Genomic DNA, 14,288 nt, shown 5'->3' with positions numbered 1-14,288 from the left:
CCAGATAGCTTGACTCTTGCCGCGTTGCGCGCGACAGACGCCCATGATTTCTGGGACACGGGTAAACACGCAATCCGGGCGGATCACGCGCGCGGAACAAGGGGTAATGGCATGAGTGGCGTACAGATGATTACAGTCGCTGAAGGGGATGGGGACCAGCGCGTGGATCGTTGGCTGCGCCGCCTGTTTCCGCATGTCAGCCAGGGCCGCATTGAAAAGATGTGCCGCAAGGGGGAATTGCGTGTTGACGGAAGCCGCGCCAAGGCCTCGACCCGGTTGGAGGCAGGGCAGGTGGTTCGCGTGCCGCCCCTTCCGGATGCCGATCACAAACCGGCCGAGGTCAAGCATCGTATCTCGGATGCGGATGCCAAGATGATCCAGTCCTGCGTGATCTACCGCGACGATCACATTCTGGCCCTGAACAAGCCGCATGGCCTGCCGGTGCAAGGCGGCAGCGGGCAGACCCGGCATGTTGACAGCCTGTCCGAAGCATTGCGGTTCGGCTATGACGAGAACCCTCGGCTGGTCCATAGATTGGACAAGGACACGTCAGGTGTTCTGCTGCTGGCCCGCACGCGGGAGGCCGCCAAGGGTCTGACGGCCGCCTTCCGTCATCGTGATACGCGCAAGATCTACTGGGCGCTGGTTGCCGGTGTTCCGACACCGTACCTGGGTGAGATCAAAACCGGCCTTGTCAAAGCGCCGGGTCATGGCAAGCACGGTGAGGGTGAAAAGATGATCCCCGTGCATATGAACGAAATTGACAGCACTCCGGGCGCGAAACGCGCGCATACGCATTACGCAACCCTCTATCGGGTTGCCAGCCGCGCTGCATGGGTGGCGATGGAGCCGATCACCGGACGGACGCACCAATTGCGGGCTCATATGGCCGCAATCGGGCACCCGATCATCGGCGACGGAAAATACGGCGGTTCGGGTCAGGAAAACCTTGGCGACGGATGGGGCGCGCAACTGGGCGGAGTCATAAGTAAAAAGCTGCATTTGCACGCACGGCGGCTGTCCTTCCTGCATCCGATGACGCGGAAACCGGTGACGGTGACGGCGCCCCTGCCCGAGCACATGAAACACAGCTGGGACACGTTCGGATGGAGCGAGGATCTGGCGGCTGACGACCCGTTTGAGAAGCTGCAATGAGCGCACCCTTGCGGCTGGTCCTGTTCGACGTCGACGGTACCCTTGTCGACAGTCAGGGCAGCATTGTTCACTCCATGACCACCAGCTTTCAGGCCGCTTCCGTGCCGGTTCCAACGCGAAAGGCGATCCTGTCCATTGTCGGCTTGTCGCTGCCCCATGCCATCGCCCGGCTGGCGCCGGAACAGCCTCTCTCGGTCCAGAACGATCTGGTCGACGGTTATAAAGAGGCCTATCACGCCCATCGTCTTGAATTGGGGGCTGCCAGTTCTCCGTTGTACCCCGGTGCGCGCGAGGTGATTGAAGCATTGCATGCCGTGCCCGAAGTGCTGCTTGGCGTGGCAACCGGCAAGTCGCAGCGCGGGTTGGACGCGCTGATCGAAGCCCACGGGCTGGAACCGTATTTCGTGACCCGGCAGGTCGCGGATCACCACCCTTCAAAGCCGCATCCGTCCATGGTGCAGACCGCATTGGCGGAAACCGGGGTCGAACCCGGCTGTGCAGTGATGATCGGCGACACGAGCTTTGACATGGATATGGCCGCGGCTGCCGGTGTTCGCGGCATCGGCGTAACCTGGGGCTATCATCACCGATCGGCTCTGACCGCAGCTTCTTGCATTATCGAAACCTTTGACCAGTTGCCCAATGCGCTGGCTGGGATGTGGGATTGAAAGATGAGTGACTGGAAACCGAAACGCTTCTGGAAGGACAGCGCCATTGTCGCGGTTGATGGCGGGTTTACCGTCGAACTGGATGGCCGCAGGGTCAAAACACCAGCCAAGGCAGACCTGATCCTGCCAACCCGCCTCATGGCCGAAGCGGTGGCAGGGGAATGGGACGCCCAGGAAAAAGAGGTTGATCCTGCCGCGATGCCTTTCACCCGTTCTGCAAATGCAGCGATTGACAAAGTCCGCATCCAGCACGGCGAAGTTGCCGACATGCTGGCCGATTATGGCGATTCTGATTTGTTGTGCTATCGCGCAACCCACCCGCAGGAGTTGCATGATCGTCAGAGCGCCGAATGGGATCCCGCCCTGGATTGGGCCGAGACCGCACTGTCCGCCCGTCTGGTTCCGGTTGCCGGGGTTCTGCATCAACCGCAGTCGGAATCCGCCCTGGCGACATTGCGATCTCGGGTGCACGGGCTGGATGCGTTCCAACTGGCCGCTTTTCACGATCTGGTCAGCCTGTCGGGGTCATTGATTCTTGGCTTTGCGGCCGCCATGAATTGGCGCAATCCGGACGAGATATGGCGCATTTCAAGATTGGATGAAACCTGGCAGATTGAACAATGGGGCCATGACGAAGAAGCCCATCAGGTTGCCGAGACCAAGAAAGCGGCATTCATGCATGCCAAACGCTTCTTTGACATATCGGTTTGATCCTAAATTCCGGTTTTTTGAGCAAATCTGTAAACAGCTTGGGGCCTGATCCATCGTTTTCGATGATCCGGCCCTTGACGTTTGTTTATGAATACGCCCAAACTCGGTGCCACTAAAGGGGAGACACCTTTGGGGTAACCTATCCGGCATCCACTTGCCGGGCAGAGCCGTCTCGGACGGGGCGGAAAATCAGGAAGAGGTAAAAATGAAAAAATCCGTATTCTTGGGCGCGGCAACGATTGCCGGTCTTGCTGCTGGCGCAGCCATGGCAGGGACCGTTGACGACGTTAAAGCACGCGGCAAGCTGAATTGTGGTGTGACCACCGGTCTGGTTGGTTTTGCTGCGCCCGACGCCAATGGCGAATGGCAGGGCTTTGATGTATCGCTGTGCCGCGCCGTTGCTGCTGCCGTTCTGGGCGACGCCAACGCCGTTGAATTCGTTCCGACCACCGGTAAGACACGTTTTACCGCTCTGGCTTCGGGCGAGATCGACATGCTGGCACGGAACACCACCTGGACCTTCAGCCGCGACGTCGACCTGAAGTTCGAATTCACCGGCGTGAACTATTATGACGGTCAGGGCTTCATGGTTCCCAAGGCGCTGGGCGTCAGCTCGGCCAAGGAACTGGACGGCGCCCGTGTCTGCATCCAGACCGGTACCACCACCGAGCTGAACCTGGCCGATTTCTTCCGTGCCAACAACATCAGCTACGAGCCGGTTCCGATCGAAACCAACGCCGAAGCGCAGCAGCAGTACCTGGCTGGTGCATGTGACGTTTACACCACCGACGCGTCGGGTCTGGCTGCAACTCGCGCCACCTTCGAAGCGCCGGACGAGCACATCCTGCTGCCCGAAATCATCTCGAAAGAGCCGCTGGGCCCGCTGGTCCGTCATGGCGACCACGAGTGGGGCGACGTCGTGCGCTGGACTCTGAACGCACTGATTTCGGCTGAAGAGCTGGGCGTGACATCGGCAAACATCGACGAACTGAGCGCCGGCACCGACAACCCGGAAATCAACCGCCTGCTGGGTACAGAAGGCACTCTGGGTGAAATGCTGGGTCTGGACGCCGACTGGGCTGCCAAAGCGATCAAAGCTGGCGGCAACTATGGTGAAATCTTCGCCAAGAACATCGGTGAAGAAACACCGATCGGCCTGGCGCGCGGCCTGAACGCACAGTGGACCGAAGGTGGTCTGCTGTACTCGCCGCCGTTCCGTTAAGGCATCAATGGAGGAGGGCGCAGGGCAACCTGCGCCCTTTTCTACAATAAATTGCTGCGGGCAGATGCAGAGCGGGGAAAACCTCGCCGATATTTAACAGCTCGCAAGCCACGGGGATCCCAAAATATGTCGACTATGACTGACCCACCGAAAGCTGATTTTCGGTTGTCTATGCTCATAAACGATACCCGCTATCGCTCTCTTACATTTCAGGTGATTGCGGCCATCGTCATTGCGCTTTCGATCTGGTATCTGGGCAACAACCTGATCCAGAACCTCAGGGCCGCAGGGCTCAATATTTCCTATTCTTTCCTCGGCGATTCCGCCGGGTATGACATCAACCAGCGTCTTGTAGAATATGACAGTCAGTCATCACATGCACGCGCGGCACTTGTCGGTTTGCTGAACACATTGCTCGTGGCCTTTCTGGCCTGTATCACTGCAACTGTTTTCGGTGTGATCGCGGGTGTTCTGAGACTGTCGAACAACTGGCTCGTATCGAAGCTGATGGCAGTATATGTCGAGATCTTCCGGAACATACCGGTGCTGATCTGGATCATCATCATCTTCACGATCATGACGGCCGTGCTGCCGCCGCCAAGCGAGTTCCGTGGGGAAAACCCGACGTCATCGATGCTGTTTGGGTCTTTTGCCTTTACCAACCGGGGCATCTATTTCCCGCGTCCTGAATTCGCCAATGGCCTGTTTGCATCGGCAGCCCTGAACTGGTTGCTGGTCATCGCCGTCCTGATCGGATCGTGGTTCGTCAGCGGCGAAGTCGAAAAGCGCGCAACCAAGAAGCAGGAAGAAACCGGCGAGCGTCCCGCGACGCTGTTGCCGAAACTGGCAATCTGGCTGGTGCCTTTTGTGCTGTTGATGATCATCATGGGCTTGACCTGGGATGTCCCCGAGCTGAAGCGCTTTAACTTCAGCGGCGGACTGAATGCCGGCGGTCCTCTGATTGCACTGTGGTTCGCCCTGTCGATCTATACCGGTGCCTTTATCGCGGAAAACGTGCGTGCGGGTATTCAGGCGATCAGCAAAGGTCAGACCGAGGCTGCCGCCGCACTGGGCCTGCGTCAGGGACGGATCATGAAACTGGTCATCCTGCCCCAGGCATTGCGGGTCATCATCCCGCCGCTGATCTCGCAGTATCTGAACATCACCAAGAACTCGTCTCTTGCGATTGCCGTGGGCTATGCGGATATCACCGCGACACTGGGTGGTATCACCCTGAATCAGACCGGCCGGGCGATTGAATGCGTTCTGCTGCTGATGTTGTTCTACCTCACGGCCTCGCTGCTGATTTCGACCGGGATGAACATCTACAACGCTTCCGTCAAGCTGAAGGAGCGCTGAGCCATGAGTGATCAAGCAACAAACCCGATCGCCTTCGTGGCCGAAGGCACCATCCCGCCCTCACCGCCGCCGGCGAATGAGACCGGCGTCATCAAATGGCTGCGCGAGAATCTGTTTTCCGGGGTCGTCAATTCGATCCTGACAGTTCTGTCGCTGATCCTGATCTACATTCTTCTCAAGAATACCCTGCCATGGATTCTGAACGGAGTGTGGAATGCCAACTCGCTGGCGGAATGCCGCGAAATTCTGGGGGACAAGACCGGAGCCTGTTTCGCGGTTCTGACGGAACGCTGGCCGCAGCTGATCTATGGGTTCAAATACCCCGTCGATGCCTATTGGCGGCCGAACCTGGCCTTTGTGCTGATGCTGGTGGCGATTGCGCCGGTGCTGTTCTTTGACCTGCCCCGCAAGATGCTGTTGTTCACGGCGGTCTATCCCTTCCTGGCTTTCTGGCTGATCTGGGGTGGCACGATCCTTGTGCCTCTGGTTGCACTTGTTGGCTGCATAGCCGCCGGTGGTGTCTTCCAGAAGCTGGGCAACAACAGCTTCGCCGCCGGGTTCTTCGGAGCAATCGTGACCGCACTGGTCATCTGGAACGTCGGAGGGGCCCTGATCCCGGAAGGTGCATCAGAAAACGCGTGGCTGTCGGCCGTTCCCAGCCGTGACCTGGGTGGCTTCATGCTGAACATGATGCTGGGCGTGACCTGTGTGTCGCTGTCGGTACCACTCGGGATCGCATTGGCCTTGGGGCGACAGTCGAATATGCCGCTGATCAAGTGGGTCTGTGTCATCTTCATCGAGTTCATCCGCGGCGTGCCTCTGATCACGCTGCTGTTCGTGGCTTCGGTGATGCTGGCCTATTTCTTCCCGCCTGACAGCACGGTCGACCTGTTCCTGCGCGTTGTGATCATGATCACCATGTTCTCGTCCGCCTATATCGCCGAGGTGATCCGCGGCGGTCTGGCAGCACTTCCGCGCGGGCAGTACGAGGCCGCAGACAGTCTTGGGCTGGATTATCCGCAGGCGATGCGGCTTATCATCCTGCCACAGGCGCTGAAGATCTCGATCCCCGGGATCGTGAACGTGGCCGTGGGCCTGTTCAAGGATACGACACTGGTTTCGGTCATTTCGATGTTCGATCTGGTGGGCATGATCCGTGGTCCCATCCTGGCGTCGACCGAATGGAACGGCGTCTACTGGGAGCTTCTGGGCTTTGCCGCGCTTCTGTTCTTCGTCGTCTGTTACGGCATCTCTCAATATTCTCAGTGGCTCGAGCGTCGCCTTGCCACAGATCATCGTTAAGGAGTTCAACACATGTCTGAACTTGCAATCGACCGCGAAATCGACCGCTCCAAGATGCAGGTGAGCGACGAGGTCGCCATCGAAATCAACCAAATGAACAAGTGGTACGGGTCCTTCCACGTGCTGCGCGACATCAATCTGACCGTCAATCAGGGCGAGCGGATCGTGATCGCGGGCCCGTCGGGATCGGGTAAATCCACGCTGATCCGCTGTCTGAACGCGCTGGAAGAACACCAGCAGGGCACGATCGTGGTGGACGGGATCGAGCTGTCGAATGACCTGAAGAACATCGACAAGATCCGCTCCGAGGTTGGGATGGTGTTCCAGCACTTCAACCTGTTCCCGCATCTGACCATTCTGGAAAACTGTACGCTGGCCCCGATCTGGGTGCGCAAGACGCCCAAGAAAGAGGCCGAAGAGCGCGCGATGCACTTCCTGGAAAAGGTGAAAATTCCCGAACAGGCCGACAAGTATCCCGGTCAGCTTTCGGGTGGTCAGCAGCAGCGTGTGGCGATTGCCCGCTCGCTCTGCATGATGCCGCGGATCATGTTGTTCGATGAACCGACATCGGCGCTGGACCCCGAGATGATCAAAGAGGTGCTCGACACCATGATCGAACTGGCCGAGGAAGGCATGACCATGCTGTGCGTGACCCACGAGATGGGTTTTGCCCGTCAGGTCGCCAACCGCGTGATCTTCATGGATGCCGGGCAGATCGTGGAACAGAACGAACCAGAAGAGTTCTTCAACAACCCGCAAAGCGAGCGGACCAAACTGTTCCTGAGCCAGATTCTGGGTCACTGACCCTCACAAGGGCGGAAAGAGCGAAGGCGGGGTATTGCCCCGCCTTTTTATTCGATCAACTCGCGTGGGATGGTGAACCCCAGCACTGTTCCGGTTTGCCATCGAACCTCGGCCCAGCTGTTGATGTCGAATGACATGACCGTTGTTGCACAGGTTGGATAATCGAAAAAGCGAGCATGACTTGGCGGTTGTCGCACCAGACGGTTGGCGAAATCGGCGATCCCGGGATTGTGACCCAGCATCAATACAGCCGGTTCCGTAGCGCCCGAAAGCTCTCGCAGCATGACCTTTGAATCAGCGTGGTAGAGGGCGCTGAGAAAACTGATTTTTTTGGCCTGCAAACCCATGCGATCCCATGTCTCGCGGGTGCGGGTTGATGTGGAGCTGAGAACCTCATCCGGTAGCCATCCGTGGTGACGCAACCAAGCAGCGATGGCCGGGGCTGACTTTCGTCCACGCTTGTTCAGCGGGCGGTCATGATCGCCAAGACCCGGGCTATCCCAGCTGGATTTCGCATGACGTGTCAGGATCAGAATTCGGGTCATGACGGATGAAAGGCTTTCATGTGATGGGCCGATTGTTCGGGGTCGCGCCCCGCGCCCGCGCTCAGGGGGCAGGCAAGGCGGGCCAGACATCCACCAGACATGCAGGTCTGACCTTCAGCGGTGCCAAGATGGTCGTGGCATGCAGCGACGTCATAGAAATCCTGCGCGTTCAGCGCGCTGACCGGACAGGTCGTCGTGCAAGGCGCGGCGCAGGTTTCGCAAGGCGACACGCCGGCAGGGGCTGGGATGGCGAACTCTTCGGCAAAATGCAGTGCGCCCCGATAGGAAATCATCATGCCAACGGTATCATGCACCAATGCCCCGACCGGGCTGCTGAACGTCCGTCCAGATTTGAGCGCCCAGTCGATGAATGGCGTGTACGGGGGGCCGCCAAACGGAAAATACGCCCGGGCGCCGAGCGCCTCGGCCATCTGACTGACCACCCTTTTCGACCATCGGTCAACGGGGTCGGCCTGGTGCCATTCTGGTGAGGCTTTCAGTGCGGGCCAGAAGTCCGGCCCGGCCCCCAACAGGATCAGCGTACCGGTGTCGAGGTCTTGGGCTGCAACGTGGCGAGGATGCAGTGCGCCCATGACCAACAAACCAGCATGACGGGCGGCGTTTTCAACCTGTTCATAAGGCGTCGCGTCACGATCAGAGGAAGGCTGTGCAAGATGTGTCATGTCTCCTCCTCTTGTGCGGGGGTCAGTCCGGGCGTATCAGTGACCCGGCCCCGTGTTCGGTGAACAGCTCCAGCAGCACGGCATTCGGTGCACGCCCGTCAAGTATGACGACGGCCCGCACGCCGCTGTGCAGGGCGTCCAGCGCGGTTTCCGTCTTGGGTATCATACCGCCTGCAATGGTGCCTTCGCGGGTCATTTCCCTGATCTGACCGGCCTTGAGTTCGGTCACGACATCACCCGCCGCGTTCTTGACACCGGAAACATCCGTCAGCAGCAACAGACGGTCTGCCTTGAGCGCAGATGCGATTGCCCCGGCTGCCGTGTCACCATTGACGTTGAATGTCTCACCGTCGCGGCCTGCACCAAGCGGCGCAATGACCGGGATTACGTCATGGGAAAACAGATCGTGCAGGATCTTCGGATTCATCTCGGCCGGAGTGCCGACAAAGCCCAGCGACGCATCTGTCTGATCGCAGACCATCAGGCTTGCGTCCTTGCCAGACAAGCCCACGGCCGAGCCCCCCTGATCATTAATCGCCTGTACGATGCGTTTGTTCACGAGGCCGGACAGAACCATTTCGACCACTTCAACCGTGGCCTTGTCGGTCACTCGCTTGCCGTTCACGAAATCGGATTGAATGTTCAGCTTGCCCAGCATTGCATTGATCATCGGGCCACCGCCGTGGACGACCACCGGGTTCACACCGACCTGGCGCATCAGAACCACGTCCCGGGCAAAGCTTTCCATCGCCTCGTCGCTGCCCATGGCGTGCCCGCCAAGTTTGATGACGACAATGGCTCCATCATAGCGCTGCAAATAGGGCAGGGCGCTGTTGAGTGTGGCTGCGGTGGCGATCCAGTCCCGGTTCATATCTCGTGTCTTCATAGCTAAAGTCCTTCTGGAAAACCGTGTTAGGACCTTTGCCCCACGCTGCCAAGGGCGAAGCTATTCCAGATGCGCAATGATGGACCGCAGGGTCGCGATGCCATCACCCTTTTCAGAAGACGTGAGCACAATCTCCGGAAAAGCTGCGGGATGTTTGGACAACGCAGCCCGGGTTTGTTCCAACACCTTCTCGCGTTCGTTGGCTTTGACCTTGTCTGCCTTGGTCAGTACGCATTGAAACGTCACGGCGCTGGTGTCCAGCAACTTCATGATTTCGTCATCGACCGGTTTTACCCCGTGGCGCGAGTCTATCAGGACAAAGGCACGGCGCAGTGTCTGGCGCCCGCTGAGATATTGTTTCAGCAGCTTCTGCCACTTCTCGACCACTTTCACCGGGGCGTTTGCATAGCCATAGCCCGGCAGGTCCACGAGATAGAGTTCCGGGCCTTGGGTGAAAAAGTTGATCTCTTGCGTGCGGCCGGGTGTGTTGGATGCGCGGGCCAGACCCTTCGTGCCGGTCAAGGCATTGATCAGGCTGGACTTGCCCACGTTCGAACGCCCCGCAAAACAGACTTCCAACCGGTCCGGGGCAGGCAAGCCGTTCATGGCGACAACGCCTTTGACGAACTCGGACGGGCTTGCAAACAGTTTGCGGCCTCGTTCCAGGGCGAATTCATCCGGGTCTTCGGCCAGGGGGAAGGGAAGCGTGGTCATAGCACCTGCACCTCATCGTTGACGCGGATTTCGCCGCCCTGAAGGACCTCGGCGTAAACGCCGAAATCCTGATGATCCCAGCTGTTCAGGGCGCGCAGCGTGTCTGCGTCCCTCTCACCGGTTTCGGGATTGGCAGTGGTGGCCATACACCGCGTGATCCGTTCGCGTACCCGAAGCACGGCCTCGCCTATGCGCACGTCACGGCCCAGCCAGTCAAACTCATCCCACAACGGCAGACCTTCGAACCAGATATTGCCGCGCCACCGAACAATGGACAGAGTCTGGCCCAGCTTCTGTTCGACTGCGCGATGCGATGCCATGTTGCACAGGCTGATCGACGGAAAATCGCTGTCGGTCATGCCGCGCCCGGGAACCCGAATAATCCGGGCTGATGCAGCGCGATCCGCAGGCATAAGTGGCTTTACCCAGTCCAGAAAGACTTCCTGTTCCGTATCAGGTTCAAAAGTCAATTCCGGTCGCTGCGGGTGGCGCAGTGTAACCCTTTCGCCCTGCAATTCGGCCGAAATGGCCATCAACTGAGGCGCTTTTGAACCGCGGCTGAAATTGAAACAGGGGGCCCATTCAGAACCATCGGTTTTGGCGGCCTCATGAGCGACCGCCCAAACGCGATCCCCGGGCATGGTCTGCCCGGGGATGAGTGTGACTTGGCTCAGGGCTTCACGCCCGTGGCTTTTGATCGGGTGGCGCCAAAGGCCTGAAACCGTTCCGCTCATTTGTTGTCCGTATTTGGCGTCCGCTTGAAACCGGACTTGATGTTTCCGAACACGTCCGGCTTGTAGCCCTGGCTGCGCATGATCAGATATTGCTGTGTGAACGTGATCGTGTTGTTCGCGATCCAGTATACGACCAGGCCACTGGCGAAACCACCCAGCATGAACATGAAGACCCAAGGCATCCAGGCAAAGATCATTGCCTGCGTCGGATCGGTTGGTGCCGGGTTCAGTTTCTGCTGCAACCACATCGAAATACCCAGCAGCAGCGGCAGAATGCCGATGAAGATCAACGCCATCAGGCTGTCAGGCTGCGGGCCGGCCCAAGGCAGCAAGCCAAAGAGATTCATGATCGAAGTCGGATCCGGCGCGCTCAGGTCCTGGAACGGGCCGAACCAAGGGGCCTGACGCAGTTCGATCGTCACGAAAATAACCTTGTACAGCGAGAAGAAGATTGGAATCTGCAACAGAATGGGCAGACAACCCGCGGCAGGGTTTACCTTTTCCTTTTTGTACAGCTCCATCATGCCCTGCTGCATCTTCTGACGGTCGTCGCCGGCGGCTTCTTTCAGGGCTTCCATCTGCGGCTGCAATTCCTTCATCTTCGCCATCGAGACGTAGGATTTGAAGGCCAGCGGGAACAGGATAGCCTTGATGATCAGCGTCAGTCCGATGATCGACCAGCCCATGTTTCCGATCAGGGCATTGATGTTGTGCAGCAGCCAGAAGATCGGCTTGGTCAGGAAGTAGAACCACCCCCAGTCGATGCTGTCGATGAACTTCTGAACACCTTCCGCCTGATACTCTCGGATGGTTTCCCATTCCTTGGCGCCGGCGAAAAGCCTGGTTGTGACCTCTTCCGTGGCGCCGGGCGCGACTGTAAGGGTCGGCAGAACCGTTTCCGTCTGGTAAATCTTGCGACGTGAATCGTATTTGGCAGCGGCCTTGAACGCTGAACCCTCGGCCGGGATCAGGGTGGTCATCCAGTAGTGATCCGTGAACCCGACCCAGCCGCCTTCTTTGACCTGAAAGACCTCGGCCTGCGCGCGTTCATTGGGGTCGATATCGAAATCGCGCACATCACCATAGTCGATCTCATCCAGAACGCCGTCAGCCATGACCATGACGCCTTCGTGCAGAATGAAGAAGTTCTTCAGGCCGGGCAGGTCACCGTCTTCGCCCATGCCGTGGCGTGCCAGAATGCCGTAGGGGGCCATGCCGACCTCGGCGTCCGTGGTGTTCTCGACCGACTGGGTGACCGAGAACATGTAGTTTTCATCCACGGCAATGGTGCGGCGGAAGGTGAGGCCGTTTCCATTGTCCCAGGCCAGCGTGATCGGAGTATCAACACCCAGAGTTTCGCCCTGCTCAAGCGTCCAAAGAGTGTTCGGGCCGGGAACGTCCGTGACCGACAGGCCCGCGCCGGGGGCCCAGCCGTAAAGGGCATAATATGCAGAGTCACTTCCAACCGGGGACAGAAGTTCGACGATCGGAGAATCCTCGTCCAGTGAAACCTTGTAATCCTTCAGCGACAGCTCATCAATTCGGCCACCGGCAAGCGACAGGCTACCCGTCAGGCGGGGCGTGTCGATGCTGACGCGGGGCGCTTCGGTTTCGGCTTCGGCTTCGGTAGCGGTTGCAGTTGCTTCGCCGACCGTACCGGTGTCGGCGGCGCTGGGCGTCTGAACCTCATTCCCTTCGATGCTGGCGATTTCAGCCTGTTCCGTGGTTGGCGTCGGTTCCGGTGGAGGGAACAGCACGAACCAGACCAGGATCACGAGAAAGCTGAGCGCGGTTGCGAGGATGAGATTCTTGTTCTGATCGTCCATCTGGGACAGCCACCTTGAGCAGTGAAAGACACCCGCAGGGTTCAACAGAGTGCAGGCCCAAAGGTCAAGCGGAATCGCTCGTCATTTCGTCACGGATTGGTCTTCTGTGGTGCAGTTTCCGGTTCTTCAGCCGGTTTGCCGCCCGATTTTGGGCATTCCGTCGATCTTGTTGCGATGAGACGTGATCCAGCCCTCGGTTTTTTCGAAAGGCATGGGCTTGCCAATGCCAAACCCCTGAACATGGTCACATCCCAATTGCGCCATCAAGGCGTGTTCCCCGGGCGTCTCGACCCCTTCAGCAAGCGTTTCCAGATTCAGCCGTTCTGCCATGGTCAGAATTGCGCTGGCCAACTGCTGCTGGCTTGGGTCCTGGTCCGCCTTTGTCACGAAAGAGCGGTCGATTTTGATCCGGGACACGTTGAACCGCTTGATTGACGCGATCGAGGCATGCCCGGTGCCGAAATCGTCCAGATCGATACAGCACCCCATTGCGGCCAAGCCCGTGACATTGCGGGTGATTACGTCATCCGGCCCTCTGGAAAACACGGTCTCCAATATTTCGACCGCCAATCTGTCCGGCGTCAGGTCGAATTGATCCAATTCCCATTTCAGGCGGTCGATCAGCCCCGGGTCGCGCAATTCGTCCGACGAGAAATTGATGCCGATGCGTGGTACAGTCAGACCGGCGCGATCCCATTCGCGCATTGCGCAAAAGGCGTGATGCCGCATCGCCTGTCCCAGTTTGCCCATCAACTCTGCCTGTTCGGCAAAGGGTAGAAAGACATTGGGGCCCAGCACTCCTTTTTTCGGGTGTTCCCAGCGGGCCAGAGCCTCGAACCCGGACACGCGGCCGGTATCCGTCGAGATCTGCGGTTGAAACCATGGTCGAATCTCACCGTTTTCTAGCGCCGCATCAAATTCCTTGCGCAGATTGGTTCTGACCTGAGCCCGGCGACGTGTTTCTGACGAAAAGGCACGAATCGTTGAGGGCCCGTTTTGCTGTGCTTCTTGCAGCGCGTTGTTTGCAGCATTGTACCAGTCTGTCGCGGTGCCGTCGGGGACATTGCTGCTGAGGCAGAAACCGATGGAGCAGGACATGTAAACTCCGGTTCCGTTCAGCATTATGGGGTCTTCGACTGCGGATTGCATTCGTCCCGACATCTGAATGCAGGTTTCCAGATCAAGCTGTTGCGCCGGGTGCAGAACAACCATCATCTTGTTTCCATCGATTCGGGTTGCGGAATCATTGGCGCGGATCATGGATATGACACGAGAGCAGAATTGCTGTGCCACATGGTTCGCTGCTGCTTGGCCATGCAGATCGAGCATTTGGAGATAGTCGTCCAGGATCACAGCGAAACAGGCTGATGTTTCACCCCTGCGACGGCTATCCGAGAGCACCTCTGCCAGAACGGTTTCGAACCGGTCATTCGGCAGCAGACCGCCCTGTTGCCGTTTCCTGTTTGCCGGGTTGGGGGTCATTGCCTCTATGCCGGCAATCATCAGGGGCAAACCCAGGGCCACTGCGATCAACGCGGGTTCACCGCCAAGCCAGAACGCCCCCAGGCTTGTTGCCGGAACAAAGGCAAGAACGGCTGGTCCGTATGCCACGTTTCTCAAAGCTTCAATAATACGGTCGATGAAAGGATGATTCCGCATCGGGTCCTGACCTTGGGCAT

14 protein-coding genes are annotated in these 14,288 nt (G+C 58.5%); 7 read left to right on the top strand and 7 right to left on the bottom strand.

The features are described 5' to 3' along the window. Positions 1 to 111 precede the first annotated feature (111 nt). The 7 genes from AC2FF8_RS06440 to AC2FF8_RS06410 all read left to right on the top strand — a co-directional run bounded on the left by AC2FF8_RS06440 (position 112) and on the right by AC2FF8_RS06410 (position 7,221). A complete protein-coding gene (locus AC2FF8_RS06440) occupies positions 112 to 1,155 on the top strand; it encodes an RluA family pseudouridine synthase (protein ID WP_257599996.1) in 1,044 nt (347 codons plus the stop codon). Next, the gene (locus tag AC2FF8_RS06435) at positions 1,152 to 1,823 is read left to right on the top strand and encodes an HAD-IA family hydrolase (protein WP_170346446.1); all 672 of its coding nucleotides are present in this window, start codon (positions 1,152 to 1,154) and stop codon (positions 1,821 to 1,823) included. The genes AC2FF8_RS06440 and AC2FF8_RS06435 overlap by 4 nt, the downstream gene beginning before the upstream one ends. A gap of 3 nt (positions 1,824 to 1,826) precedes the next feature. Next, complete coding sequence (locus AC2FF8_RS06430) at positions 1,827 to 2,534, top strand: ATP12 family chaperone protein (RefSeq protein WP_496879213.1); 708 nt, start codon at positions 1,827 to 1,829, stop codon at positions 2,532 to 2,534. A gap of 205 nt (positions 2,535 to 2,739) precedes the next feature. Beyond that, positions 2,740 to 3,756 carry an amino acid ABC transporter substrate-binding protein gene (locus AC2FF8_RS06425; protein ID WP_170346448.1) on the top strand — a complete coding sequence of 339 codons (1,017 nt, stop codon included), beginning with the start codon at positions 2,740 to 2,742 and terminating at the stop codon, positions 3,754 to 3,756. Positions 3,757 to 3,882: 126 nt separating this feature from the next. Beyond that, positions 3,883 to 5,115, top strand: coding sequence for an amino acid ABC transporter permease (locus tag AC2FF8_RS06420; RefSeq protein ID WP_480683611.1), 1,233 nt, complete (start codon positions 3,883 to 3,885; stop codon positions 5,113 to 5,115). 3 nt (positions 5,116 to 5,118) lie between these two features. After that, positions 5,119 to 6,417, top strand: a complete 1,299-nt coding sequence (locus AC2FF8_RS06415; protein ID WP_170346450.1) for an amino acid ABC transporter permease — start codon at positions 5,119 to 5,121, stop codon at positions 6,415 to 6,417. Between the two features lie 12 nt (positions 6,418 to 6,429). Then, a complete protein-coding gene (locus AC2FF8_RS06410) occupies positions 6,430 to 7,221 on the top strand; it encodes an amino acid ABC transporter ATP-binding protein (protein WP_170346451.1) in 792 nt (263 codons plus the stop codon). 47 nt (positions 7,222 to 7,268) lie between these two features. Here the strand turns inward: AC2FF8_RS06410 and AC2FF8_RS06405 are convergent, their stop codons facing one another. The 7 genes from AC2FF8_RS06405 to AC2FF8_RS06375 form a co-directional block, all read right to left on the bottom strand. Further along, positions 7,269 to 7,766 carry a SixA phosphatase family protein gene (locus AC2FF8_RS06405; RefSeq protein WP_480683612.1) on the bottom strand — a complete coding sequence of 166 codons (498 nt, stop codon included), beginning with the start codon at positions 7,764 to 7,766 and terminating at the stop codon, positions 7,269 to 7,271. Continuing rightward, on the bottom strand, positions 7,763 to 8,449 hold the full coding sequence (locus tag AC2FF8_RS06400; protein ID WP_496879212.1) for a ferredoxin: 687 nt from the start codon (positions 8,447 to 8,449) through the stop codon (positions 7,763 to 7,765). The genes AC2FF8_RS06405 and AC2FF8_RS06400 overlap by 4 nt, the downstream gene beginning before the upstream one ends. A 22-nt stretch (positions 8,450 to 8,471) precedes the next feature. Continuing rightward, on the bottom strand, positions 8,472 to 9,335 hold the full coding sequence (gene argB / locus AC2FF8_RS06395; RefSeq protein ID WP_425078887.1) for an acetylglutamate kinase: 864 nt from the start codon (positions 9,333 to 9,335) through the stop codon (positions 8,472 to 8,474). 60 nt (positions 9,336 to 9,395) lie between these two features. Next, entirely contained in the window at positions 9,396 to 10,049 is a 654-nt protein-coding gene (gene yihA, locus AC2FF8_RS06390; protein ID WP_496879211.1) for a ribosome biogenesis GTP-binding protein YihA/YsxC, read from the bottom strand. Next, entirely contained in the window at positions 10,046 to 10,783 is a 738-nt protein-coding gene (locus AC2FF8_RS06385) for an MOSC domain-containing protein (protein WP_480683613.1), read from the bottom strand. The genes yihA and AC2FF8_RS06385 overlap by 4 nt, the downstream gene beginning before the upstream one ends. Then, positions 10,780 to 12,609, bottom strand: a complete 1,830-nt coding sequence (yidC, locus tag AC2FF8_RS06380; RefSeq protein ID WP_425078885.1) for a membrane protein insertase YidC — start codon at positions 12,607 to 12,609, stop codon at positions 10,780 to 10,782. The genes AC2FF8_RS06385 and yidC overlap by 4 nt, the downstream gene beginning before the upstream one ends. Before the next feature lie 126 nt (positions 12,610 to 12,735). Further along, a complete protein-coding gene (locus AC2FF8_RS06375; protein WP_496879210.1) occupies positions 12,736 to 14,268 on the bottom strand; it encodes a putative bifunctional diguanylate cyclase/phosphodiesterase in 1,533 nt (510 codons plus the stop codon). Positions 14,269 to 14,288: the final 20 nt, after the last annotated feature.

Source organism: Ruegeria sp. YTSA144 (assembly GCF_059610125.1).
Note: the sequence above shows the minus strand (reverse complement) of the source record. Positions and strands in the feature narration are given on the sequence as shown.